Genomic DNA, 23,812 nt, shown 5'->3' with positions numbered 1-23,812 from the left:
GCATTCACGCGGTGGCCATCTACTGCACGCAGAACGTCATTGCAGCTCCGCAAACGCCTGGTCCAGCTGCACCGCCGGTGACTGTTCAATGCCGAGCCGGACTACATCGGTCTCCGCAGTGGGTTCTTCCAGCGCGGCAAACTGGCTGTCCAGCAGCGACGCGGGCATGTAGTGGCGGCTGCGCGCGTGCATCCGTGCGGCGATGAGCCGCTTGTCGCCGTGCAGGAACAGGAAGCGCAACGGCAACCCGGTCGCACGCAGCCTATCGCGGTGACGTCGGCGCAGGCCGGAGAACGCCAGCACCACGCGTTCGCCTGCCGCCACGCGGCGCTGCAGCTCCAGGGCGATGCGGCGCACCCAAGGGGCCCGCATGCGGTCGGTGAGGGGAAGCCCGCCGGCCATGCGCACCTTCGCGGCGATGCTGTGGAAATCATCGGCATCCAGGAACGTCGCGGGCCAGGCGTCGGCCAATGCGTGCGCCAGCGTGGTCTTGCCACTGCCTGACACGCCTATCACCACGGCGACCCGGATGCCGCTCATGCCGGCAGTTCCACCCGCACCTGGTACGTGCGTCCGGCTTCGATACCGCGGATCGCATGGTCGTGCTGCCATTTACCGTCCAGTGCGACGCGCATCCGCGCGAGACCTGGAACCCGTTCGATGTGCGTTTCGAACACGGCGCTCCGGAAGCGGCGCGTTGCGCGTGCCGATGGCCAATGGGAAGGCAGCTGCGGCGCAATCCGCAGCACATCGCCTTCGCCCCGCAAACCGAACAGTTCCTCCACCAGGCAGCGGTACAGCCAGGCGGCCGTGCCGGTATTGAAGAGCTGGCTGGAGCGGCCGGCGGTGCGCGGGTGCAGGCGCCATGCGCCGCGGTAGTAGTTGGGCACGAACACCGGCAACTGGCCACGCTGCAGGCAATCGGCGGCGTCCGGCGTCGGCAGCATCGCGCGCAGTATCTGCCATGCACGGTCGGCGTCGCCGGCCTGGTACAGGCTGTACAGATAGAACGCCGCCGCATGGTTGTAGACCGCGCCATTCTCGGCCGTGCCGGGGAATTTCTGCGTCACCCGTCCGACATCCTCGCGCATGCGGGTGTACGGCGGGTCATACATGGTCACGCCGTAGGGCGACACCAGGTGCGTGTCGACGGCGGCCAGCATGCGCGCGCGCTTGTCGGCGTCGGCCGCGCCACTGAGGACGGCCCAGCTCTGCGGGTTGAGGAAGATGCGGCCTTCGCCATCCCCGCTGACGCCGAACGCGACACCATCGTCGGTGATGCCGCGCCCGTACCAGTCTCCGTCCCACAGGTGTGCGTTCATGGCGGCGTTGCACGCCTGCGTGCCCACGCGGAACTCGTCGGCGAGCATGTCGTCGCCGCGGCGCGCGCAGATCTCCGTCCACTGCTTCAATGCATAGGCGCTGGCCAGCGTCAGCCAGCCGGACACGCCGCGTCCCCGCCAGCCGACCATGTTCATCGGGTCGCACCAGTCGCCCTGCGCGATATAGCTCAGGCCGCGCGCGTCGCGTGCCTGCAGCAGCCAGCGCATGGCGCGCGTGATGCGCTCGGACACGCTGACCGTTTCTCCATGGCGGTCGGTCACCAGGGCGTCGAGGATGGCGTCGTCGCCGGTCTCGTCCAGGTACGCGCGCAGGCAGATCGGCAGCCACACGCAGTGATCGGTGTGCGGGATCTGGTTGATGTACTTCAGCTCGGCACCTTCCACCAGCAGGATGCCGTCCGGCATCGCCCCGGAAGGCTCCTGCTGCGACAGGGCGTGCAGGAACGCCGCCCGTGCGGCTTCCGGACGCAGGAAGCCCATCCCCATGTGGTCCTGCAGGTAGTTGCGCGTCTGCGGGTCCGTGGTCAGGCGGTTGACGTCGCCGTGGTAGTAGACCTGGCGCGGCAACCAGTGGTTGGCGAACGCATCCAGCCACGGGTCCGGTGTCTCGATGTGCAGGCATCCCGTGCCCGCGTCGACGTAGGCCGCGCTGCCTGCCGTCGCTCCCGCGAACGCTTCCTTCGACAGATGCCGTTCGCACAGGCGCCGGATCTCGTCGTCATCGCGCGCCGGTGCGAACAGGAAGCGGTACTCCTGTACCTCATCCTCCGCGAGGTCCACCCGGTACTGCAGCACGGCGGTGGGCATTTCATAGGCCGCATCGCCGCCGCCCAGCAGATCCTGGCCGACGATGGCCTGCGGCGCATGCAATCCGCCTTCGCCTTCGAAGTTCGCCTGGTGGGCTTCCCATGCATCCGGCGTCCGCTCGTAGAGCAGGACGGTGCGGTCCTTGAAGTCGCGGTTGCGGAAGTAATCCTCGACCTTCTGGTAAGGCGTGACGCTGGCGCAGACGATGCCGCCCAGATCGGCGCGATGGCTGCCCGACTGGTTCATCCACGACATGTAGCCGACCGGAAAGTAGGGATACAGGCTGAGGCGTCGTCGACGCCCCGACCGGTTGCGCACGCGCACCGTCCACAACTCCGCCACCTCGTCGACCGGCAACACCACGCCCATCTCGACCTCGATGCCGGCGCATCGCACGCGCCACGCCACATCGGCCAGGCCGACGGAGAACGCGAATGCCTCCGGCATCCGTCGCACCGGTTCGTGTGGCACGGAGAAAAGTCCGCCGTCCTCCTCGTCCTTCACGTAGCAGAAGCGGCCCGGGTGATGCGCGTAGTACGGCTGCTCCGGCTGCATGAAGGTCTTGGCCTCCAGCGTCGGTGCATGCGCGTATTTGGCGGGCTCCGGCTGCATGAACTGCGCCGTGGCGAACCCGCGGCAGTTTAGCTGCAGCAGCATCCTCCGGTTCCACAGGAACGTGGACGCGGCGGGCATCGCCGTGGGGCTGGTCAGGACGAAGCGACGGCCCTGCTCTTCGAAGCCGCAAGGCACGTCCGTCATGCCGATGCCTCCCGGCGGGACTGCAGTTCGGCCTGGACCCGCGACAACGTGGCGCCATCCAGCGGATAGAACCGCATGACCCACGCCGCCAGCAGGGCGACGGCGCCGGGAATCACGGTCAGCAGCAGCACGATGCCCAGCCGCGAGGCATCCGACTGCGCTGCGTTGGCCACGTAGCCCATCCCGGCCAGGATCCAGGCGATGGTCGCCGACGCCAGCGCGCCACCGAGCTTCTGCGAGAACGTCGCCGCGGCGAAGGTCATCGCGGTGGCGCGCCGACCGGTCTTCCATTCGGTGTAGTCGGCGCAGTCGGCGTACATCGAAAAGGCCAGGGGTGACTTGGGCCCCAGCATCAGTCCGACCAGAAGGTTCAGCGTGAACATGAGCCAGACCGCGTCAGGGGGGATGAAGAACATCGCACAGCTCACCACGCCGACGCCCGCCATCAGCCATGCCATCAATCGCCGCTTGTCCACGTAGCGGGTCATCAGGGGCGTCAGTCCGGCGCCCACGGCCAGGGCCAGCGCATAGGTGCCAAGGAAAAGACCGGTCAGCTCCGGCCGCTCGAGGTGGTACTTGAGGTAATACGCCAGCGAGCCGCCACGCATCACGATGGTCACCATGATGATCAGCGCCAGCGCGAACAGCACCATCCACGGCCGGTTGTGCAGCAGGTCCGCGATGTCCTGCCGGATCGCGCTGCGCTGCTGCGGTGGAGGCGCGACGCGCTCGCGCGTGGTCAGGAACACGGTGACGAATGCTGCCGTGGCGATCACGCCGTACAGCGACAGCGTCAACTGCCAGCCCAGCGCCTCGTCGCCGCGCCCCAGCCACCGCACCAGATCCAGCGTGAGCCAGTTCACCGCCATCGTGCCGGCGAAGGCGGCGATGAAGCGGAAACTGATCAACTGCGTGCGCTGCTGGCTGTCGGCGGTGATGACGCCGGAGAGCGCGGAGTAGGGAATGCTCAGCACCGTATAGGCGAGCATCATCAGGGTGAAAGTCGCGTACGCCCACACCAGTCTTCCCCCGTCGCCCAGGTCGGGCACGGTCCAGGTCAGCACGCCCGCGCATGCCATCGGCAATGCGCCATAAAGCAGGTAGGGCCGGAAGCGGCCGAACCGGCTGCGCGTGCGATCGGCCAGCGCGCCCATCAGCGGATCGGTGATGGCGTCCACCACCTTGGTGACGAGCATCATCGTGCCGACCGCAGCAGCCGCCAGTCCCATCACGTCGGTATAGAAGATGAGCAGGAACGCCGAGATGTTGGCCCAATACAGATTGAAGCCGAAATCGCCGACGCCGTAGCCGAGTTTTTCGCCCAGGCGGGGTTCCGTTGCTGGTGTTGCCTTGCTTGCGGGGTGCGCGGTGCCGCCGCTCCCCTGGTCGCGTTGCATGTCCACTCCCGGATTGACGTCGTTGCGCGACGGGTCACGAAGGACAGTGCCCGGCGCAAACCGAAACGGCGGCCAAGCTTGCGATGATCGCGCCGGGGAGGCAAGCGCCGGGGTGTGGTGACGGTGACGGTAAAGCGCATTCCGTCACGCAATGCAGAACGGGCGCCCTGGGGCGCCCGTTCCGGTAGTGCAGCGAAACCGCCGCCGCGATCAGTAGCGGTAGTGGTCCGGCTTGTACGGGCCTTCGACCGCCACGCCGAGGTAGTCGGCCTGGTCCTTGGTGAGCGTGGTCAGCTTCACGCCGATCTTCTCCAGGTGCAGGCGCGCGACTTCCTCGTCGAGCTGCTTCGGCAGGCGGTACACGGTCTTCTCGTACACGTCCTTGTTCGCCCACAGGTCGATCTGCGCCAGCGTCTGGTTGGCGAAGGAGTTCGACATGACGAAGCTCGGGTGGCCGGTGGCGCAGCCCAGGTTCACCAGGCGGCCTTCGGCCAGCAGGAAGATCGCGTTGCCGTTGGGGAACACGAACTTGTCGACCTGCGGCTTGATATTGATGCGCTTGGCTTCCGAGGCGTACAGCGCGTCCACCTGGATTTCGTTGTCGAAGTGGCCGATGTTGCAGACGATGGCCTGGTCCTTCATCGCCTTCATGTGCTCGAGGGTGATGATGTCCTTGTTGCCGGTCGTGGTGACATAGATGTCCGCCAGACCCAGGCTGTCTTCGACGGTGTTGACCTCGAAGCCTTCCATCGCCGCCTGCAGCGCGCAGATCGGGTCGATCTCGGTGACGATGACGCGGGCGCCGTAGGCCCGCAGCGAGTGCGCCGAGCCCTTGCCCACGTCGCCGTAACCGCAGACCACGGCGAGCTTGCCGGCCAGCATCACGTCCATCGCGCGCTTCAGGCCGTCGGCCAGCGACTCGCGGCAGCCGTACAGGTTGTCGAACTTGGACTTGGTGACCGAGTCGTTGACGTTGATCGCCGGCACCAGCAGCTTGCCCTGTTCGGCGATCTGGTAGAGACGGTGCACGCCGGTGGTGGTCTCTTCGGACACGCCCTTCCAGTCCTTGACCACGCGGGTCCAGTAGCCCGGACGCTCCTTGGCGACGCGCTTCAGCAGGTCCTTGATCACCTGCTCCTCGTGGTTGCCCGAGGCGGTGTTGACCCAGTCGCTGCCGTTCTCGAGCTCATAGCCCTTGTGGATCAGCAGAGTGACGTCGCCGCCGTCGTCCACCACCAGTTCCGGACCGGTCTGGGTGCCGTCGGGCAGGGTGAAGGTCAGTGCGTCGAGCGTGCAGTCCCAGTATTCCTCCAGCGTCTCGCCTTTCCATGCGAACACCGGCGTGCCGGTGGCAGCGATCGCGGCGGCGGCGTGGTCCTGGGTGGAGAAGATGTTGCACGAGGCCCAGCGCACGTCGGCGCCGATGTCCTTCAGCGTCTCGATCAGCACGGCGGTCTGGATCGTCATGTGCAGCGAGCCCGTCACGCGCACGCCCTTCAGCGGTTTGGCGGCGGCGTGCTTGCGGCGGATGGACATCAGGCCGGGCATCTCGTGCTCGGCGATGTCGAGTTCCTTGCGGCCCCAGTCGGCCAGGGAAATGTCGGCGACCTTGTAGTCGCCCTCGGTCGAAAACGTGCGTACTGCGTTCATGGCTCTTGCTCCGGTCTGTGCGATCAGGGTCGCAGGTTATCCGGGCGCCGTTGCAGGTTCATTCCACCGAGCCTGGCCGGACTCCATGGTCACGGTCGCAGCGCCCCTCGGCGAAGGGCGGCCATTATATATCGCTTGTTCCGGATGAAACGATGGCGCACGGGTTTGCCTGATCGGGTAGGCTTGGATTGTTGCCCTGCAGCAGACCAATTGTCCTTCCGGGCAATACCAATACAAGCCAAACGAACGACGGGATCCACGCGCCGCGCATGAACAGCCCCCGCAGTCTCGAATTCGCTCCGCCCGACGTCCCCCTGCGTGAAGACGTGCGCCGGCTGGGCGCCCTTGTCGGCGACATGCTGGCCGAACAGGTGTCGCCGGACTTCCTGGCGGGCGTGGAGCGTGTACGCACCACGGCCATCGCGCGCCGGCAGACCGGCGATCCGCCGCAATCATTGGCCGGCCTGCTGGATGGCCAACCGCCCGAACAGGCGGAATCGTTGATCCGCGCCTTCAGCACGTACTTCCAGGTGGTGAACATCGCCGAGCGCGTCCACCGCATCCGCCGCCGCCGCGACTACCAGCGGGCCGGCAGCGCCCGGCCGCAGCCCGACGGCCTGCACGACACCCTGTCCAAGCTCAAGGCGCAGGGCGTGACGCTGGACGAGCTGGCGCAGTGGCTGCCGCGCATCGATGTGGAGCCGGTGTTCACCGCCCATCCGACCGAAGCCGTGCGCCGGGCGCTGCTGGAGAAGGAGCAACTGATGGTGGCCAGCCTGATCAACGGGCTGGATGGCACGCGCACGCCGGGCGAGCTGGCGACCGATACGGCACGCTTCCGCATGGCGCTGACCTCGGCCTGGCAGACGGCCGACTCGTCGCCCGTACGCCCGGGCGTTGAAGACGAGCGCGAGCATGTCGGCTTCTATCTGATCGAAGTGCTCTACCGGGTCATTCCGGTGCTGTATGAAACGCTGGAGAACGCGATCACCGAGGTCTACGGCGCTGCGCCGCAGGTCACCGCGCACCTCCCGCGCGTGCTGCGTTTCGGCACCTGGGTCGGCGGCGACATGGACGGCAATCCCAACGTCGACGCCGGCACCGTCACCGCCACGCTGGATGCGCAACGGCGCGCGATCCTGACGCGCTACCTGAAGGAACTGCGCCAGCTCACCACGCTGCTCAGCCAGTCCAGTTCCATCATCGGGGTGTCGTCCGACGTGACCGCGCGCGTGGAGGCGTATCGCGCGCTGATGCCGGAGGCCGTGAAGAAGTCGCGCCCACGCCATGGCGACATGCCGTACCGCCTGCTCAACGACCTGATGCGTGCGCGCCTGCAGGCCACGCTGGAAGACCGCGCCGAAGGCTATGCCTCGCCGGAGGAACTGGCGCACGACATCGATCTGATCCTGCACAGCCTGGAAGCCAACCGCGGCATCCATGCCGGCTGGTTCGCCGTGCGCCGGCTGGCGTGGCGCGTGCGGACTTTCGGCTTCCATCTCGCTCGGCTGGATGTGCGCCAGGAATCCAGCGTGCACGCGCGCGCCGTGGCGGCCGCACTCGGCGACGGCGGGTGGGAAAACCGTGACACCGTGGAACGTGCGGCGCTGCTGGGGCCTTACGCGCACGGCGACAAGGCATTGCCCGCATCCGATCAGGAAGGGAACGAACGCCTCGACGCCGTGTTCCGTGCATTGGCCGATGCGCGTACGCGCCATGGCACCGACGCGCTGGGCACCTACATCATCAGCATGGCGCACAGTCGCGCCGACGTGCTGACCGTGCTGGCGCTGGCGCGGCGGGGCGGGCTGGTCGACGACGCAGGGCAGGTGCCGCTCGATATCGCGCCGTTGTTCGAAACCATCGACGACCTCGGGCATGGCACCGACGTGCTGCGCGACCTGCTGGCCGACCCCGTCTACCGCGCCCACCTGGCAGCGCGCGACAACGTGCAGATGGTGATGCTGGGCTACTCCGACAGCGGCAAGGACGGCGGCATCGCCGCCTCGCGCTGGGGCCTGCAGCGGGCACAGGTGGATCTCGTCGATGCCGCGCAGGAACTCGGCATCAAGCTGACGTTCTTCCATGGCCGTGGCGGGTCGATCATCCGCGGGGGCGGCAAGACCTCGCGCGCGCTGGAAGCGGCACCGCGCGGAAGCGTCGACGGCCGCCTGCGCGTGACCGAGCAGGGCGAAGTGATCCATCGCAAGTACGGCATCCGTGCGCTGGCATTGCGCTCGCTTGAACAGTCCGTCGGCGCCGTGTTGCTGTCCAGCCTGCGCCCGCGTCCACCGGAACCGCGCGAAGCACGCTGGCGCGAAATCATGGCGCTGGTCGCGAGCGAGAGCACGCAGGCCTACCGCGCGTTCGTGCAGTCGCCGCGCTTCATGGACTATTTCCGCAGCGCCACGCCGATCGATGTGATCGAGCGGATGACGCTGGGCTCGCGTCCCTCGCGACGCCTGGGGCAGGACGCGGCACTCGGCAACCTGCGCGCGATTCCGTGGGTGTTCGCCTGGAGCCAGGCACGCGCGGTGATCCCTGGCTGGTACGGCGTGGGCGCCGGCCTGCAGGCAGCTGCGGACGCCTACGGCGAAGACGCGCTGCGCGAGATGGCGCGCGATTGGCCGTTCTTCAAGACCTTCCTGGACGACGTATCGATGGTGCTGGCCAAGGGCGACCTGAGCATTGCCGAGATGTACTCGCGCATGGCGGGTGACCTGCACGACGTGTTCTTCCCGCAGGTGCAGCGCGAACATGCTTCGGTACTGCACTGGGTGCTGGCGCTGAACGGCAACGAATGGCTGCTGCAGCACGACCAGCGCCTCGCGCTGTCCATCCGCTTGCGCAACCCCTACATCGATCCCATCAGCGTCATGCAGGCCGACCTGCTGAAGCGCTGGCGCGCGAGCGGGCGCGAGGACGAGGCATTGCTGCACGCACTGGTGGCGAGCATCAACGGTGTGTCACAGGGCGTGCAGAACACCGGGTGAGCGAACCTGCCGTTGTAGGAGCGACGTACGTCGCGACCGCACGCTATCCGGTTGCGGTGGATCGAAACAGAGAGAAGACGCGATCGATGGGGCGGCGGATGCAGCGACGGTCGCCGGCAGTCAACGCCTGCGGTCGCGACTCACGTCGCTCCTACAGTGAAGCCACTGCTCACCCATCCAGCTCCGACCAGCGCTGGTAGGCGTGGTCCAGTTCCGCCTGTTTCGCCGCGAGTTCGTCGTTGGCGCGTTGGAGGTCGGCAGGAGGCTGCTGATAGTAAGCCGGGTCGTTCATGGCCTGCGTGCGTTTCGCGACCTCGCCTTCCAGTGCCTCGATGCGCGCAGGCAACTGTTCGAGTTCGCGGGCTTCCTTGAAGCCCAGCTTGCGCTTGGCGGCGACAGGTTCGGGCTGCTGCGAGAGCGTCGGCTTGGTGGGTGATCCGGAGGTCGCGGCCGGCATGCGGCGTTGACGCAGCCAATCCGAATAGCCGCCCACGTAGTCACCCAGCCTGCCTTCGCCTTCCAGCACCAGGGTGCTGGTGACCACGTTGTCGAGGAAGTCGCGGTCGTGGCTGACCAGCAGCAGCGTGCCTTTGTAGTCCAGCAGCAGTTCTTCCAGCAGCTCCAGCGTTTCCACGTCCAGGTCGTTGGTCGGTTCGTCCATCACCAGCAGGTTGGACGGCTGCGCGAACAGCTTGGCCAGCAGCAGGCGGTTGCGTTCGCCGCCGGACAGGCGGGTGATCGGCGCGCGTGCGCGCTCGGGCGAGAACAGGAAGTCCTGCAGGTAGCCGATGATGTGCTTGCGGCTGCCATTGAGTTCGACGAAGTCGCTGCCTTCGGCCACGTTCTCCAGCGCGGTGCGCGATTCATCCAGCTGGCTGCGGTGCTGGTCGAAGTAGGCGATCTGCAGCCCGGTGCCGAGCTTCACTTCGCCGTGCTGCGGGGCGAGTTCGCCCAGCAGGATCTTCAGCAGCGTCGACTTGCCGGCGCCGTTCGGGCCGACAATGCCGACACGGTCGCCACGCATGATTGTGGCCGACACATCGTCCAGCAGCACGCGTCCGTCGTAGGCCTGGGTGATGCCTTTCGCCTCGATGACCTTCTTGCCGGAATTCTGCGCACTGGCCACTTCCATCCGGACGTTGCCGGACAGTTCGCGCCGTTGCGCGCGTTCGCGGCGCATCGCCTTCAGCGCGGTCACGCGGCCTTCGTTGCGCGTCCGGCGCGCCTTGATGCCCTGGCGGATCCACACTTCTTCCTGCGCCAGCAGCTTGTCGAAGCGCGCGTTCTCCTGCGCTTCGGCATGCAGGCGCTCCTCGCGCCGACGCAGGTAGTTGTCGTAGTCGCCGGGCCAGCTGGTCAGCTGGCCGCGATCGATCTCGACGATGCGCGTGGCCAGCGAACGCAGGAAACTGCGGTCGTGGGTGACGAAGACGATGCTGCCCTCGAACTGCTTGAGGAAGCCCTCCAGCCAGGCGATCGCTTCGATGTCCAGATGGTTGGTCGGCTCGTCCAGCAGCAGGATGTCGGGCTTGCGGACCAGGGCCTGCGCCAGCAGTACGCGCCGCTTCATGCCGCCGGACAGGGCGGCGAAGTCGGTCTCCTCGGGCAGTTCCAGGCGCGTCAGCACCTGCTGCACGCGCAGATCCAGGTCCCAGCCATGCTGCGCCTCGATCTGTGCCTGCGCCTCGCCCATCGCGTCCATGTCGCCGTCGTGCAGTGCATGGTGGTAGCGCGCCAGCAACTGGCCCAGGTCGCCCAGCCCTTCGGCCACCACATCGAACACCGTGCCCTGCGTGTCCTGCGGGACTTCCTGCGCCATGCGCGCGACGACGACACCGTTCTGCACGCGGATTTCGCCGTCGTCGGGCTTCAGTTCGCCGGCCATCAGCCGCATCAGCGTGGATTTGCCCATGCCGTTGCGGCCGACGATGCAGACGCGCTCGCCGGGTTCGATGGAAAGGTCTACGTGTTCGAGGAGAAGCGGCCCGCCGACACTGAAGTCGACCCGCTGGAATTGCATCAAGGACATGTGCGTATTGTAGCCGGCGTGCGCCGGCCGAAACGGCGGTTCAGGCGTTTTCCGCTGCCCGGATGCCCAGTTCGGCGTGCCGCCGTTCCATTTCCTCGCGCAACTGGCGGCGCAGGCGTGCGGCGGCGAAGCGTCGGATCTCGTCCGGTGTGGTCGGCTCCAACGGCGGCACCGGGGTGGTGCGGCCCTCGTCGTCCACGGCCACCATGGTGAAGAAGCAGCTGTTGGCGTGGCGCACGCTCTGCTTGCGGATGTCCTCGGCCACCACCTTGATGCCGATCTCCATCGACGAGGTACCGGTGTGATTGACCGAGGCGAGGAAGGTCACCAGCTCGCCCACGTTGATGGCCTGGCGGAACATCACCTGGTCCACCGACAGGGTGACCACGTACTTGCCGGCGTAGCGGCTGCCGCAGGCGTAGGCCACCTGGTCCAGCAGCTTGAGGATCGCGCCGCCGTGGACCTTACCGGAGAAATTGGCCATGTCGGGCGTCATCAGCACCGTCATCGTGAGCTGGTGGCTCTTCAGCGATTCCATGGCACGCCTCCGCAAGGTGAGGCGCGCAGGCTAACCGATCCCGGCGTGGGGCGTGCGACCCGTCGCCGGGAAAGAAAACGGGCCGCGTGAGCGGCCCGTTCCCGTCGTCGCGATGTCCTGCGGCGGTTACTTCAGCTTGGCATCCTTGCGCAGGGCCTCGGCGCGGTCGGTCTTCTCCCAGGAGAAGGCGGTCGCGGTCTGCTTCTTGCCGGCGCCGTCCACGTAGCTGATCTCGCGCGGCTTGCGGCCGAAGTGGCCGTAGCTGGCGGTCGGCTGGTAGATCGGGTGCTCCAGGTCCAGCATCTTGGTGATGCCGTACGGGCGCAGGTCGAAGTGCTTGCGGATCAGCTTCTCGATCACGTCGTCACCGACCTTGCCGGTGCCGAAGGTGGTCACCGAGATCGAGGTCGGCTCGGCCACGCCGATGGCGTAGGAGACCTGCACTTCGCACTTGTCGGCCAGGCCGGCGGCCACGATGTTCTTGGCCACGTAACGCGCGGCGTAAGCGGCCGAACGGTCCACCTTCGACGGATCCTTGCCCGAGAACGCGCCGCCGCCATGACGGGCCATGCCGCCGTAGCTGTCGACGATGATCTTGCGGCCGGTCAGGCCGCAGTCGCCCACGGGGCCGCCGATGACGAACTTGCCGGTCGGATTGATGTGAACCTTGTTCTTCGGCAGCGCGTCCAGCCACTTCTTCGGCAGCACGGGGACCAGGATCTCGGCGCGCACGGCCTCGATCAAGTCCTTCTGCTTGATGTCCGGATCATGCTGGGTCGACAGCACCACGGCATCCAGGCCCAGGACGGTGTTGCCGTCGTAGCGCAGGGTGACCTGCGACTTGGCGTCGGGGCGCAGCCACTTCAGCTTGCCCTTCTTGCGCACCTTGGCCTGCTGTTCCACCAGGCGGTGGCTGTAGTACAGCGGGGCCGGCATGAATTCCGGCGCCTCGTTGCAGGCGTAGCCGAACATCAGGCCCTGGTCGCCAGCGCCCTGTTCTTCCGGCTTCTTGCGATCCACGCCCTGGTTGATGTCCGGCGACTGCTTGCCCAGCATGTTGATGATGGCGCAGGTGTGGCCGTCGAAGCCGACGTCCGAATTGTCGTAGCCGATGTCATTGATGACCTTGCGCGCCAGCGACTCGATGTCCACCCAGGCGGTGGTGGTGACTTCGCCGGCCACGATGGCGGCGCCCGTCTTCACCAGCGTCTCGCAGGCCACGCGTGCGCGCTTGTCCTGGGCCAGGATCGCGTCCAGCACGGCGTCTGAAATCTGGTCGGCGATCTTGTCCGGATGGCCTTCGGAGACCGATTCGGAGGTGAACAGGTAGCTGGACATCAGGCTTATATCCTTTGATTCGGATGAAAAGATGGGCGCGCATGATACACGCCGGAGGCGGTGCGTGCATTCTGCGTTGTTCAGGGTTGCCGCGGGTTAAGCGGGGATCACGGCTCCGCTGTCACCTGACTGCCAGAAAACGGAAACCGGGCTGTCGCCGGCCAGGCGCAGGCTGCGCGGCGAAACCCCGCCGCCAGGCTTTGCCACGACCATGCGCCCCCTGGAACAGCAGATCGTCGAACGCTATCCGCACTGGTTCCGCGGCCGTCGCGCCGGGCTGACCCGGCCACTGCTGCGCACCCTGGGCCGCTGGTCCCGCTTGGACCAGGCGTATGCCTTCCTGGCCGATCACGGCCACCTGCACGGACTCGACTTCGTCGATGCCGCCATCGACCACCTCAACCTGCGGCCGACCGTCGACCCCGCTGCGGAGCGGCGCATCCCGGCGCAGGGCCGGTTGCTGATCGTGGCCAACCATCCTTCCGGTGCGCTGGACGCCCTGGCGCTGCTGCAACTGGTCGGTCGTGTGCGGCGTGACGTGAAGATCGTCGCCAATGACTTCCTGACGGGGATCGCACCGCTGACCAGCCTGTTGCTGCCGGTCCGCATCCTTGGTGGCAAGCCGGGCGCGGACAGCGTGCGCGCGGTCGAACAGGCGCTGGAAGCCGAGCAGTGCGTGATCGTGTTTCCCGCCGGCGAGGTGTCCCGGCTTGGCCCGCGGGGCGTGCGCGACACCCGCTGGCGCCGGGGCTTCCTCCGCTTCGCCCGCACGACAGCCGCTCCGGTACTGCCCATAAGGGTGGAAGCGCGCAATTCGGCGCTGTTCTACGGTGCATCGGCGCTGTTCAAGCCGGCCGGCACGGCGTTGCTTGCGCGCGAGATGTTCCGTCGCCATCAGCGGCGCCTGCGGTTGCATGTGGGGCAGTGCCTGCGCATGGATGCGCAGGAGGATGCCGCTGCGCAGATCCTGCGCGTGCGCAAGGCGCTGTACGCGTTGGGGGGCGGGGTGGAATTGCCCGCGCCGGACGCTGGCGAGCCACTGGAGCCCCTGGTCGATGCGCTGGCGCCGGAAGCGCTCGAAGCCTGCATCGCTTCGCTCGACGTGCTGGGCGAAACCAGCGATGGAAAGCGCATCTGCGTGGGGCGCCTGGCCGGAGGCTCGGCGCTGCTGCGCGAGATCGGGCGTCTGCGCGAGCTGACGTTCCGAGCCGTGGGCGAGGGCACCGGCAAGCGGATGGACGTGGATGCCTTCGACGCGTGGTACGAGCACATCGTGCTGTGGGATGCCGCGCAGCGGAAGATCGCCGGCGCCTACCGGATCGCGCGCGGCGCGCCGGTGCTGGCGGCGCAGGGCCTGAAGGGCCTCTACACGGCCTCGCTGTTCGACTATGCGGACGACGCCCTGCCTCGCCTGGCCGCCGGCATGGAACTGGGGCGCAGTTTCGTGGTGCCCGACTACTGGGGCAGCCGCAGCATCGACTACCTGTGGCAGGGCATCGGCGCGTACCTGCGCCGCCATCCGCGCGTGCGCTACCTGTTCGGCGCAGTGTCGATGAGTGCGGCGCTGCCGCTGGATGCGCGCGAGCAGATCGTCGCGTACTACGCCCACTACTACGGCGACCCGAACGGCGAAGCACGCTCGCGCCATCCGTTCCGCTACACCGCCACGCCCCCCCGCTTCGATGCGCTGGATGCCGACACCGCGTTCCGCGTGCTGAAGACCAACCTGGACACGCTGGGGGCGACCGTACCGATGCTCTACAAGCAGTACACCGACCTGTGCGAACCCGGTGGTGCACGCTTCCTCGCGTTCGGCGTCGATCCTGATTTCAGCGACTCCATCGATGGCCTGATCGAAGTGGACCTGCACCGGATCCGGCCGAGGAAGCGGGAACGTTACCTCGGCGACGCGTGGCGTCCGATGGAGACGGCGGCATGAGCCCGCTGGCCGCGCCACCCCCGATGCGGCGCGCGGTCTTCGTCTCCGACGTTCACCTCGGTTCCAAGCACTGCCATGCAGCAGAGTTCGCCGACTTCCTCGCCGGCCTGCGCTGCAGACGCCTGTATCTGGTGGGAGATATCGTCGACCTGTGGTGGATGGCGCAGCGCCGCGCGTCGTGGGATGCGGCCCACAATCGGGTCGTCGAGGCGCTGCACGCGCTGGCACGCAACGGCACCGAACTCATCTATGTCCCCGGCAATCACGACCGGCCCATCCGGCGGTTCTGCGGCCTGATGCTGCCTGCGATGCAGGTCAGGCGTCGTGCGATCCACACCACCCTGGACGGACGCAGGCTGCTGGTGACGCATGGCGACGACTACGATGGCATCACCCACTTCGGCGGGCTGCAGGAGAAGTTCGGCGACTGGCTCTACTATCGCATCCTCACCGGCAACCGGCTGACCAACCAGCTGCGTCGCCGACTCGGCCTGCGCTACTGGTCGCTGGCGGAATACCTGAAGCGGCAGAGCGATGCGGCCGAGCGCTATATCGCCCGCTTCGTGCAGGCGGGCCTGGACGATGCGCGGCGCCGCGGGCTGGACGGCATCGTCTGCGGACACATCCATCGCGCGTCGCTGCTCCAGCGCGATGGTCTGCTGTACGCGAATGACGGCGACTGGGTCGAAAGCCTTACCGCGCTCAGCGAGGAGGCCGACGGCACCCTGTGCCTGCTCTCGCATAGTGGCAAGGTGCTGGCCGAGGTTGCGCCGCGCCTGCGCCTCGTCCCGCAGGACGTGCCGCGCGCGGCGTGAGGAATCCCTTCGGCGGCTGCTAGGATCGCCGCATGGATTCCCTCAGCCAGATCGTCCTCGGCGGTGCCATCGCCGCCGCCATCGCCCCCGCCGCGCATCGCCGTGCCGCGCTGCTCGCCGGCGCGGCCCTCGGCACGCTGCCGGACCTCGACAGCCTGCCCATCGCATTGTTCTCGGACAACCCGGTCACGCTGATGACCGTGCATCGCAGTTTCAGCCATTCGCTATTCGTGTTGCCCCTGGTCGGCTGGCTGGTCTGGTGGCTGTTCAAGCGGTTCGGCAATGGGCGGGTTGCCGCATCGCCGACGCGGTGGTTCTGGGCCATCCAGTTGGCCCTGGTCACGCATCCGCTGCTGGACGCCTTTACTGTCTACGGCACGCAGCTGTGGTGGCCACTGACGCCGCCGCCGGTCATGTGGTCCAGCGTCTTCATCATCGATCCGCTGTACACGGTGTGGTTGCTGGTGGCCTGCATCGTGGCGTGGTTCCTGCGCGAACGCGCCGCGGCGCAACGCGCGCTCGCGGTCGGTCTGGTATTGAGCAGCGCATACCTGGGGTGGTCGCTGCTGGCCAAGGCCATGGTCGATCGCGAGGCGGGGCGGACGCTTGCCTCGATGGGGCTGGGCGCTGCGCCTCGCTTCTCCGTGCCGATGCCGTTCAATACGCTGCTGTGGCGCGTGGTGGCGATGACGCCGTCCGGATACGTGGAGGCGGAGCGATCCGTCCTGGCCGATGACGGTCCGCTGCAGTTCCGCGGCTATCCGTCCAACGTGCAGGCACTGGCGGAGGCGCACGCTGTTCCGGCGGTCCAGCGGCTGTCCTGGTTCAACCGCGGCTTCATGCGCGCGCGAGTGCAGCAGGATCGCCTGGTGCTGTCGGATCTGCGAATGGGGTTGGAGCCGGACTACAGCTTCAGCTTTGAAGTGGCCGAGCGACGCGACGGAGCGTGGACTCCGGTGACGCCGGTGCAACAGCCCTGGGCCGCGCCCGTGTCGGGCACGGAAGGGCTGCTGCAATTGGTTGCCGCCATGTGGCATCGCATCCGTCATCCATCAACGGAGCCATTGCGGTCCGCCATCGGCTGACGCGTCGTGGAAGCCGGCGCGTCAGCCCCGTGGGACAGGCGAGGCGTCAGGAGCCAGTGAGCCGTTCCTTGCGGACGGGGTCCGCGGGTTGCGCTGCCGGCACCGCGTCCACCGCAACACGTTGCTGCGGGCTGGAATCGGTGCGGCGTTCCAGAACGAACGACTCGCCGTTCAACGCCCGCCGGAAATTGTCTTCACCCACCGCGGCACGGAACTGGGTGGCGGCGCGTTGGTAGGAAGCGCGATATTCCGGGAAAGCGGTGCGCGGACCGATCACCATCTGTACCTTGCGTTCGCTCATGCCGGTGTACTCGGCAAGTTGTTTGATGCTGTCGCCGGCCTGCACGGAGAAGGGCAGGGCGAACAAGGCGACGAAGAGCGGGGTTCTTGCATTCATGACAGCCTCCAGGGGAGGTGATTACCGCTTGTTGGCTGCGGTACTCCGCAGGCCGGCGGGGGAACCGGCATGCCCATCCTCGCGCTGCATGGCTGCACGCCCCAGTGCCGGAAAGCACGGTGACTCAGGTCATGTTTAGCGTGCGTATACCTTCATCAGTAAACCGTTGCGCGCGCCTGCACGAACGCATAGAAGAACACCGCATCCGGGTCGTTCTGCACGTCGCGCATTTCCCGGCGCATGCCGTCCACGACGTCCTGCGTCACGCGGCCGGCTTCGACCAGCGAGTCGGCCGCCGACAGCAGCAGTTCTTCCCAGAACGCGATCATGTCCTTGCGCCGTGCCGGCTCGCGGTTGTCGAAGTGCACCGTCTTGATCTCGGTGGCGACGTCGCGGTAGCCGCCGGCGAGCAGCAGGTTGCCCAGCTTCGCGCCGATGAACGGGTCGCCGCCGCTGTCGTACTGGAAGTCGTTGAATGCCATCCAGTAGCGCCATGTATTCGGCGAATAGGGATGCAGCAGGAACGATGAGTTCATCACTTCGGTGATGTAGATCGGCGAACCGGGTGCCAGCACGCGGCGCACTTCGCTCAGCACGCGTGCCGGGTTCGGCACATGCTCGAGGATCCAGCACAGGAAGGCAGCGTCGAACTCGCGCGCGCCGTAAGGCAGCCGGCTGGCATCCGCCTGTTGCAGGCTGTAGCGGTCGCGGCACCAGGGCATGGTGGCCAGGTTCTGCCGCGCGGCCTGCAGTTGCACGTCGTTGAGGTCGACGCAGGTCACGTGCACGTCGGGGAAGCGGCGCAACAGGATCTCGGTCTGAGCCCCCACGCCGCTACCGACCTCCAGCAACCGGCGTGCCCCGGTGTAGTCGACATGGTTGAACAGCGTGCTTTCGAGCAGGCGCGCCTGCTTCATCAGGCGCGCCTGTTCGACCGACGAGAATCCATGAAGGTAGGCAGGGCGTTCATCGTTCTCGGACATGGGCTCTCTCCTCAGGCGGCTGCAGGCAGTACCGGCGCGATGCCGGCGATCAGGGCGTCGAAGTAGTCACGTGTCAGCCGCACTTGCTCGTCCGCGCTCTCGGCGCGATTGACCACCGCGCGGAATGCGAGGTTCTCGGGGCGGTCCCTGGCGTACCAGCCCAGGTGCTTGCGCGCGATGCGCACGCCCTGCGGTTCGCCATAGAAGCCATGCAGTGCGTGCAGGTGCCCCAGCAGGATGTCGCGCACCTCGGGCAGCGACGGCGGCGGCAGGTATTCGCCAGTGGCGAGGAAGTGGGCGACTTCGCGGAAGATCCACGGGCGCCCCTGCGCGGCGCGGCCGATCATCACGGCGTCGGCACCGGTCTGCGCCAGTACGCGCGCCGCCTTGTCCGGGGAATCGATGTCGCCGTTGGCCACCACGGGAATGCGCAGCGCGGCCTTGATCGCGGCGATGGTTTCGTACTCGGCGCTGCCGGTGTAGTGCTGGTCGCGGGTGCGACCATGCACCGCCAGCGATGCGATGCCGCTTTCCTGCGCGATGCGCGCGATCACCGGGCCGTTGCGGTGGTCGCAATCCCAGCCGGTGCGGATCTTCAGCGTCACCGGCACATCAACGGCCTTCACCACCGCTTCCAGGATGCGGCCCACCAGCGGCTCGTCGCGCATCAACGCGGAACCCGCCCAGGTGTTGCACACCTTCTTCGCCGGGCAGCCCATGTTGATGTCGATGATCTGTGCGCCGTGGTCGGCGTTGTAGCGCGCGGCATTCGCCAACTGCTCCGGTTCGGTGCCGGCGATCTGCACGCTGACCGGGCTTGGTTCGCCCTCGTGGTCCATGCGATGCAGCGACTTGGAGGTGTTCCAGAAACGCGGGTCGCTGATGGTCATTTCCGACACCGCCATGCCCGCGCCCAGCCGCTTGCACAGCAGCCGGAATGGCTTGTCGGTGACGCCGGCCATGGGGGCCAGCATCACCGCGGGTTCGATGCGGTAGGGGCCGATCTGCATGGCGGCATTATCCGCCGCCCGCCCTGAGCGGGAAACCGTCAGGCCTGCTCGCCGTGACGGGCGATCAGCTCCGCGAGCGTCGGCATGGCCAGTGCCGCGCCGGCGCGTTCGGTCGACAGCGCAGCGTAGCGGTTGGCGAAGCGCACGTGGTCGGCAAAGGCTGGCGCCGTGGTCCCGGCCAGCGAGGCGGCCAGCGCCCCATTGAAGGCATCGCCCGCGCCGGTGGTGTCGACGACGGTGGCCGCCTCGGCCGCCACGCGGTAGTGCGGCCGCGGGTCGCCGCGAAGCGCGTCCTCCGGATGGGACACGTAGACGCCGGTGGCGCCCAGCGTCACCACGACCGTGCCGTGCGGGAGCAGTTGCCGGCAATGCTGGTGCAGGGTGACGCCGTCGAGCGTGGCGACGTCGTCGGCGGTGATGCGTTCGCCCAGATGGCGGGCGAGCAGCGCGGCGAACTCGGTTTCGTTGGGCGTGATGAGGTCGGCGAGCGCCAGCAGCTCGGTCGTCGTCGCGGCGTTGGCCGGGGCAGGATTCAGCACCGTCACCGCGCCCTGCTGACGTGCGGCCTGCAGCGAGGTCAGCACCGTGTCCGAGGGCGATTCCAGCTGCACCAGCACCACCCCGGCAGCGGCCAGCACGTCCGCCTGTGCGTCGATGAAGCCGGTCGACAGCGCGGCGTTGGCACCGGCGCCGATCACGATGGTGTTGCGCCCGTGCGCATCCACATAGATGCCGGCCGTGCCCGTCGGTTCCTCGCTGGCCTGCGCGCGCAGGTCCAGTCCATCGACGCCGGCCAGGTCGCGGGCCAGGCGACCGCCGGCATCGTCGCCGAGGGCGCAGACGAAGGTGGTGGCCGCGCCCGCGCGCACCGCCGCGATGGCCTGGTTGAATCCCTTGCCGCCCGCGCCGCTGGCGTAGCGGCCGGCGATGGTGGCGCCGGCCACGGGCAGGGTATCGCAGCGCCAGACGTGATCGACGTTGAAGGAGCCCACGACGACGACGCGGGACAGGGTGGGGGAAGGCGTGTTCATGCGGTGATACCTGAGGTCCGTACCGCGGCAACGCCGCGGTCACGGGAGGGGAACGTAGACAGAAAGAGCGGAGCGGCCGCCGGCCGCCCTGCCCGGATCAGCCGAAGTGCGACAGCACGCCGGCGATGGTGGCCGTCATCAGCGTGGCGATGGTGCCGCCCAGTACGGCACGCAGCCCGAAGCGCGCCAGGTCCGAACGCCGCTCCGGCGCCAGCCCGCCGATGCCGCCGATCTGGATCGCGATCGAGCTGAAGTTGGCGAAGCCGCACAGCGCGTAGGTGGCGATCAGCTTGCCTTCTTCCGACAGCGTCACGCCGGGAACCTTGCCGTTCACGATATCGGCCAGCTGCAGATAGGCGACGAACTCGTTGATGACCACCTTCTGGCCGATCAGCGAGGCGACCGTGGTCGCGTCCTGCCAAGGCACGCCGATCACCCAGGCGATGGGCGCCAGCAGGTAGCCGAAGATCGTGGCCAGGTCGGTCGGCTTGCCGATCGCGGCGGCCAGCCCGGTCGCTTCGCCGAACCAGGTCAGCGGCCAGTTCAGCAGCGCGATCAGGGCGATGAAGGCCAGCAGCATCGCGCCGATGTTCAGCGCCAGCCGCAGGCCGTCGCCCGCACCCGCAGCGGCCGCATCGATGATGTTGCTGGAGGTCTTCTCGACTTCCATCTTCACCGTGCCACGGGTCAGCGGCGTGCCGGTTTCCGGGATCAGCAGCTTGGCCACCACCAGCGTGGCCGGCGCCGCCATGATGCTGGCCGCCAGCAGGTGCTTGGCGTAGAAGGCCTGCTGTTCGGCGTCGCCGCCACCGAGCATGCCGACATACGCGGCCAGCACGCCGCCGGCGATGTGGGCCATGCCGCCGATCATCATGGTGATCAGCTCGGACTCGGTCATCTTGGGGATGTACGGGCGCACCGTCAGCGGCGCCTCGGTCTGGCCGATGAAGACGCTGGCGCAGACGCTGGTGGTTTCCGCGCCCGACACCTTCATCACCTTGGTGATGGCCAGCGCCATGATCCGCACGATGAACTGCATCACGCCCAGGTGGTACAGCACGCCCATCAGTGCCGCGAAGAAGATGATGGTGGGCAGCACCTGGAAGGCAAAGATGAAACCGTAGGTTTCGGTGTTCATCAGGCTGCCGAAGATGAAGCTGGAGCCGGCATTGACGAAGCTGAGGATCTTCACGAAGCCGTGGCCCAGCGCGTCGAACACTTCGCGCCCGCCCGGCACCAGCAGCACCAGGGCGGCGAAGGCGATCTGCAGGGTGATGCCGGTGGCGACCAGCTTCCAGTCGATGGCCTTCCGATTGTTGGAAAACAGCCAGACGATGCCGATCAGCACCGCCAGGCCGAACAGGCCAAAGCCGATCCGCCCCAAGACTTCCAGCATGTATTCCCCCAGACCTTGCATATTGTTCTGACCGCGGAGTCTAGCAGCGCCCGGCCCGGCCCCGGTTGTTCAGCCAACGCCTCGCACGGCGACCCACACGGCCAGGGCGAGGAATACCGCCGCCGCCAGGCTGCGGGCCAGCTTCAGCGGCAGCCTGTCAGCAAAGCGGTGGCCCAGCCATACCACCGGCAGGTTGGCCAGCAACATGCCGATCGTGGTGCCGGCGATGACCTGCCACAGCGGGTCGTACCGGGTGGCCAGCAGGACGGTGGCGACCTGGGTCTTGTCGCCGATCTCGGCCAGGAAGAAGGCCACCGTCGTTGCCAGGAACGCACCATGCGCGGGCAGGTTGTCGGCCTCGTCCTCCAGGGTGTCCGGCTTCAGCGTCCACAGGGCCACGGCCAGGAAGCTCGCCGCCACGCCCCATCGCAATACTTCGGGCGACAGCCACTCGGTCAGTTCCGCGCCCAGCCAGGCCGAGATCGCATGGTTGACCAATGTTGCCGCGAGGATGCCCAACGCGATCGGCCAGGGTTTGCGATAGCGCGCTGCCAGCAGCAGGGCCAGCAGCTGGGTCTTGTCGCCGATTTCGGCCAGGGTGACGGTGCCGGTGGAAACCAGCAGGGCATGCAGGGACAGCATCAGCAACTCCGGGGCCAGGCATTCGCGTCGAACGCGAAGGCAAACGACGCACTGCCCGGCCCGGGTAAGCGCGACGCCTGCCTTCGGTCTTGCCCGGCGAAGCGGATCGCTTCGTCCCGCGCACCATGGTCGGCGACCAAGTGTGTTGACGCGCGGACCCCGTCAGAACGGGTGGGCTACTCCCCGGAGGAGGAAAGTGCGCGCATTGTACGGAGGCACCGCCCGCCGCGGCGGAGTCATTCTCATTTGTGCGGGCATCGCGTGGTCGTCCGGTCGAACGGCGCTAGGATGGGTCGTTGTCACCGGAGCACGCCATGCACTACCGACGCCTGGGCAATTCTGGCCTGCAGATCTCCGCACTGTCCTTCGGCGCCTGGTTGACCTTCGGGCAACAGGTCGGACGCGCAGAGGCGCGCGAACTGATCGCGCTGGCCTGGGACCAGGGGATCAACTTCTTCGACAACGCCGAGGTGTACGGCCATGGCGAAGCCGAGCGCGTCATGGGTGAGGTGTTGCGCGACCTCGACCTGCCACGCGACGGTTACTGCGTGTCGAGCAAGGTCTGCTTCGGTGCCGTGGAGAATCCGCGCCCGACCCAGCGCGGGCTGTCGCGCAAACATGTGGTCGAAGGCTGTCATGCGGCGCTGCGGCGGCTGCAGGTCGATTACCTGGACCTGTACTACTGCCACCGTCCCGACCCGGACACGCCGGTCGAGGAAACGGTATGGGCGATGGATACGCTGGTGCGGCAGGGAAAGGTGTTGTATTGGGGCACATCGGAATGGCCAGCCGCGCGCATCCGCGAGGCCGCCACGATCGCGCGCCGGCATCATCTGCACGGGCCGACCATGGAACAGCCCCAGTACAACCTGCTGCACCGGCAGCGGGTGGAACTGGAATATGCGCCGCTGTACGCGGAACTCGGACTGGGAACCACCACCTGGTCGCCCCTGGCGTCCGGCCTGCTGACGGGCAAGTACGACGCAGGCGTGGCCGCTGACACGCGACTCGGCCAGCCCGGGCACGAGGAACTCCAGCGCATGGTCTTCGGCACGGCAGGCGCGCGTCGCCGGGAGCGCGCCCGGCGGTACGCCCAGGTCGCCGGCGAACTGGGCGAAAAGCCTGCACCGCTGGCGATCGCCTGGTGCCTGCGCAACCCTCACGTCTCCAGCGTCATCCTGGGCGCCAGCCGCCCGGAGCAACTGCGCGAAAACCTCACGGCGCTCGAACTGGCGGCGCGCTACGACGATGCCGTGTGGGCCCGGCTGACCGCAGCGGCCGATTGAACCGCATGAAACCCGGCACGGACCCGTTGACTCCGTAATAAGAATCATTATCATCAAGTTCCGTTCCGCCACGGAGCTTCCCGATGATCTCGAACGTCACTGCCTTGCCCACCATCGACACGCCGGCGCTGCGCGAGCGCCTGTCCCTGCCGCAGGCTGCACCTCGCGCCGAGGAAGCGCTGGACAGCGATGCACTGCTCAAGGGGCAGCGCGAAGTGCTGATCCGCCATGGCGATCGCGTCTATCGCTTGCGCCACACCAGCAACGACAAGCTGATCCTCACCAAGTAGCCACGCAGTCCGGCATCGCCCTCCAACGCGGTGTCCGTCGCAGGCCGTCGTCCTGCGGTCACTCCCTCTCTCCACCGGGCGCCA

The 23,812-nt window shown here is 67.4% G+C and carries 19 protein-coding genes and 1 riboswitch; of the genes, 6 read left to right on the top strand and 13 right to left on the bottom strand.

Annotated elements, in window-relative coordinates; genetic code table 11:
• Positions 1-36: 36 nt before the first annotated feature.
• From ACIPRS_RS05070 to ahcY, 4 genes are all read right to left on the bottom strand, one after another.
• A complete protein-coding gene (locus ACIPRS_RS05070; protein ID WP_446537733.1) occupies positions 37-540 on the bottom strand; it encodes a gluconokinase in 504 nt (167 codons plus the stop codon).
• Positions 537-2,909, bottom strand: coding sequence for a GH36-type glycosyl hydrolase domain-containing protein (locus ACIPRS_RS05065; protein WP_446537732.1), 2,373 nt, complete (start codon positions 2,907-2,909; stop codon positions 537-539). Before ACIPRS_RS05065 ends, ACIPRS_RS05070 begins: the two co-directional genes overlap by 4 nt.
• Positions 2,906-4,306, bottom strand: coding sequence for an MFS transporter (locus tag ACIPRS_RS05060; protein WP_446537731.1), 1,401 nt, complete (start codon positions 4,304-4,306; stop codon positions 2,906-2,908). The genes ACIPRS_RS05065 and ACIPRS_RS05060 overlap by 4 nt, the downstream gene beginning before the upstream one ends.
• A 210-nt stretch (positions 4,307-4,516) precedes the next feature.
• Positions 4,517-5,956: an adenosylhomocysteinase gene (ahcY, locus tag ACIPRS_RS05055; protein WP_446537730.1), complete on the bottom strand. Its 1,440-nt coding sequence runs from the start codon at positions 5,954-5,956 to the stop codon at positions 4,517-4,519.
• A gap of 35 nt (positions 5,957-5,991) precedes the next feature.
• Positions 5,992-6,071, bottom strand: a riboswitch (S-adenosyl-L-homocysteine riboswitch).
• A 154-nt stretch (positions 6,072-6,225) separates the two neighbouring features.
• Between ahcY and ppc the strand changes: the two genes are divergently transcribed.
• Positions 6,226-8,949, top strand: a complete 2,724-nt coding sequence (ppc, locus tag ACIPRS_RS05050) for a phosphoenolpyruvate carboxylase (protein WP_446537729.1) — start codon at positions 6,226-6,228, stop codon at positions 8,947-8,949.
• A gap of 169 nt (positions 8,950-9,118) precedes the next feature.
• Here ppc and ACIPRS_RS05045 read toward each other — a convergent pair whose 3' ends face one another.
• The 3 genes from ACIPRS_RS05045 to metK form a co-directional block, all read right to left on the bottom strand.
• The gene (locus ACIPRS_RS05045) at positions 9,119-10,978 is read right to left on the bottom strand and encodes an ATP-binding cassette domain-containing protein (protein ID WP_446537728.1); all 1,860 of its coding nucleotides are present in this window, start codon (positions 10,976-10,978) and stop codon (positions 9,119-9,121) included.
• A 40-nt stretch (positions 10,979-11,018) separates the two neighbouring features.
• On the bottom strand, positions 11,019-11,516 hold the full coding sequence (locus tag ACIPRS_RS05040; protein ID WP_337730554.1) for an acyl-CoA thioesterase: 498 nt from the start codon (positions 11,514-11,516) through the stop codon (positions 11,019-11,021).
• Positions 11,517-11,642: 126 nt separating this feature from the next.
• On the bottom strand, positions 11,643-12,854 hold the full coding sequence (gene metK / locus ACIPRS_RS05035) for a methionine adenosyltransferase (protein ID WP_192200270.1): 1,212 nt from the start codon (positions 12,852-12,854) through the stop codon (positions 11,643-11,645).
• Between the two features lie 211 nt (positions 12,855-13,065).
• On the opposite strand from metK, the gene ACIPRS_RS05030 reads away from it, so the two are divergent.
• The 3 genes from ACIPRS_RS05030 to ACIPRS_RS05020 are packed head-to-tail and all read left to right on the top strand — an operon-like array spanning position 13,066 to position 16,693.
• Positions 13,066-14,793 (top strand): lysophospholipid acyltransferase family protein, encoded by a 1,728-nt coding sequence (locus ACIPRS_RS05030; protein ID WP_446537727.1) that lies wholly within the window; start codon positions 13,066-13,068, stop codon positions 14,791-14,793.
• A complete protein-coding gene (locus ACIPRS_RS05025) occupies positions 14,790-15,608 on the top strand; it encodes a UDP-2,3-diacylglucosamine diphosphatase (RefSeq protein ID WP_446537726.1) in 819 nt (272 codons plus the stop codon). Before ACIPRS_RS05030 ends, ACIPRS_RS05025 begins: the two co-directional genes overlap by 4 nt.
• 32 nt (positions 15,609-15,640) lie before the next feature.
• A complete protein-coding gene (locus ACIPRS_RS05020; RefSeq protein WP_446537725.1) occupies positions 15,641-16,693 on the top strand; it encodes a metal-dependent hydrolase in 1,053 nt (350 codons plus the stop codon).
• Between the two features lie 46 nt (positions 16,694-16,739).
• Here the strand turns inward: ACIPRS_RS05020 and ACIPRS_RS05015 are convergent, their stop codons facing one another.
• From ACIPRS_RS05015 to ACIPRS_RS04990, 6 genes are all read right to left on the bottom strand, one after another.
• Complete coding sequence (locus ACIPRS_RS05015; RefSeq protein ID WP_446537724.1) at positions 16,740-17,090, bottom strand: hypothetical protein; 351 nt, start codon at positions 17,088-17,090, stop codon at positions 16,740-16,742.
• Between the two features lie 155 nt (positions 17,091-17,245).
• Entirely contained in the window at positions 17,246-18,073 is an 828-nt protein-coding gene (locus tag ACIPRS_RS05010; protein WP_446537723.1) for a class I SAM-dependent methyltransferase, read from the bottom strand.
• 11 nt (positions 18,074-18,084) lie between these two features.
• Positions 18,085-19,083, bottom strand: a complete 999-nt coding sequence (gene dusB, locus ACIPRS_RS05005; RefSeq protein WP_446537722.1) for a tRNA dihydrouridine synthase DusB — start codon at positions 19,081-19,083, stop codon at positions 18,085-18,087.
• A 38-nt stretch (positions 19,084-19,121) separates the two neighbouring features.
• Positions 19,122-20,093 (bottom strand): ribokinase, encoded by a 972-nt coding sequence (locus ACIPRS_RS05000; RefSeq protein ID WP_446538008.1) that lies wholly within the window; start codon positions 20,091-20,093, stop codon positions 19,122-19,124.
• A 118-nt stretch (positions 20,094-20,211) separates the two neighbouring features.
• Positions 20,212-21,510: a NupC/NupG family nucleoside CNT transporter gene (locus tag ACIPRS_RS04995; RefSeq protein ID WP_446537721.1), complete on the bottom strand. Its 1,299-nt coding sequence runs from the start codon at positions 21,508-21,510 to the stop codon at positions 20,212-20,214.
• Between the two features lie 69 nt (positions 21,511-21,579).
• Positions 21,580-22,152 (bottom strand): TMEM165/GDT1 family protein, encoded by a 573-nt coding sequence (locus ACIPRS_RS04990; RefSeq protein WP_446537720.1) that lies wholly within the window; start codon positions 22,150-22,152, stop codon positions 21,580-21,582.
• Positions 22,153-22,466: 314 nt separating this feature from the next.
• Between ACIPRS_RS04990 and ACIPRS_RS04985 the strand changes: the two genes are divergently transcribed.
• Both ACIPRS_RS04985 and hemP read left to right on the top strand, forming a co-directional pair.
• Positions 22,467-23,438, top strand: coding sequence for an aldo/keto reductase (locus tag ACIPRS_RS04985; RefSeq protein ID WP_446537719.1), 972 nt, complete (start codon positions 22,467-22,469; stop codon positions 23,436-23,438).
• A gap of 83 nt (positions 23,439-23,521) precedes the next feature.
• Positions 23,522-23,728 carry a hemin uptake protein HemP gene (gene hemP / locus ACIPRS_RS04980; protein ID WP_192200282.1) on the top strand — a complete coding sequence of 69 codons (207 nt, stop codon included), beginning with the start codon at positions 23,522-23,524 and terminating at the stop codon, positions 23,726-23,728.
• Positions 23,729-23,812 lie beyond the last annotated feature (84 nt).

It is taken from the genome of Pseudoxanthomonas sp. LARHCG66 (assembly GCF_052871755.1).
Note: the sequence above shows the minus strand (reverse complement) of the source record. Positions and strands in the feature narration are given on the sequence as shown.

Coding starts and splice junctions, on each gene's coding strand:
- ACIPRS_RS05070 (WP_446537733.1), bottom strand. CDS start 540: ATGAGCGGCATCCGGGTCGCCGTGGTGATAGGCGTGTCAGGCAGTGGC.
- ACIPRS_RS05065 (WP_446537732.1), bottom strand. CDS start 2,909: ATGACGGACGTGCCTTGCGGCTTCGAAGAGCAGGGCCGTCGCTTCGTC.
- ACIPRS_RS05060 (WP_446537731.1), bottom strand. CDS start 4,306: ATGCAACGCGACCAGGGGAGCGGCGGCACCGCGCACCCCGCAAGCAAG.
- ahcY (WP_446537730.1), bottom strand. CDS start 5,956: ATGAACGCAGTACGCACGTTTTCGACCGAGGGCGACTACAAGGTCGCC.
- ppc (WP_446537729.1), top strand. CDS start 6,226: ATGAACAGCCCCCGCAGTCTCGAATTCGCTCCGCCCGACGTCCCCCTG.
- ACIPRS_RS05045 (WP_446537728.1), bottom strand. CDS start 10,978: ATGTCCTTGATGCAATTCCAGCGGGTCGACTTCAGTGTCGGCGGGCCG.
- ACIPRS_RS05040 (WP_337730554.1), bottom strand. CDS start 11,516: ATGGAATCGCTGAAGAGCCACCAGCTCACGATGACGGTGCTGATGACG.
- metK (WP_192200270.1), bottom strand. CDS start 12,854: ATGTCCAGCTACCTGTTCACCTCCGAATCGGTCTCCGAAGGCCATCCG.
- ACIPRS_RS05030 (WP_446537727.1), top strand. CDS start 13,066: ATGCGCCCCCTGGAACAGCAGATCGTCGAACGCTATCCGCACTGGTTC.
- ACIPRS_RS05025 (WP_446537726.1), top strand. CDS start 14,790: ATGAGCCCGCTGGCCGCGCCACCCCCGATGCGGCGCGCGGTCTTCGTC.
- ACIPRS_RS05020 (WP_446537725.1), top strand. CDS start 15,641: ATGGATTCCCTCAGCCAGATCGTCCTCGGCGGTGCCATCGCCGCCGCC.
- ACIPRS_RS05015 (WP_446537724.1), bottom strand. CDS start 17,090: ATGAATGCAAGAACCCCGCTCTTCGTCGCCTTGTTCGCCCTGCCCTTC.
- ACIPRS_RS05010 (WP_446537723.1), bottom strand. CDS start 18,073: ATGTCCGAGAACGATGAACGCCCTGCCTACCTTCATGGATTCTCGTCG.
- dusB (WP_446537722.1), bottom strand. CDS start 19,083: ATGCAGATCGGCCCCTACCGCATCGAACCCGCGGTGATGCTGGCCCCC.
- ACIPRS_RS04995 (WP_446537721.1), bottom strand. CDS start 21,510: ATGCTGGAAGTCTTGGGGCGGATCGGCTTTGGCCTGTTCGGCCTGGCG.
- ACIPRS_RS04990 (WP_446537720.1), bottom strand. CDS start 22,152: ATGCTGTCCCTGCATGCCCTGCTGGTTTCCACCGGCACCGTCACCCTG.
- ACIPRS_RS04985 (WP_446537719.1), top strand. CDS start 22,467: ATGCACTACCGACGCCTGGGCAATTCTGGCCTGCAGATCTCCGCACTG.
- hemP (WP_192200282.1), top strand. CDS start 23,522: ATGATCTCGAACGTCACTGCCTTGCCCACCATCGACACGCCGGCGCTG.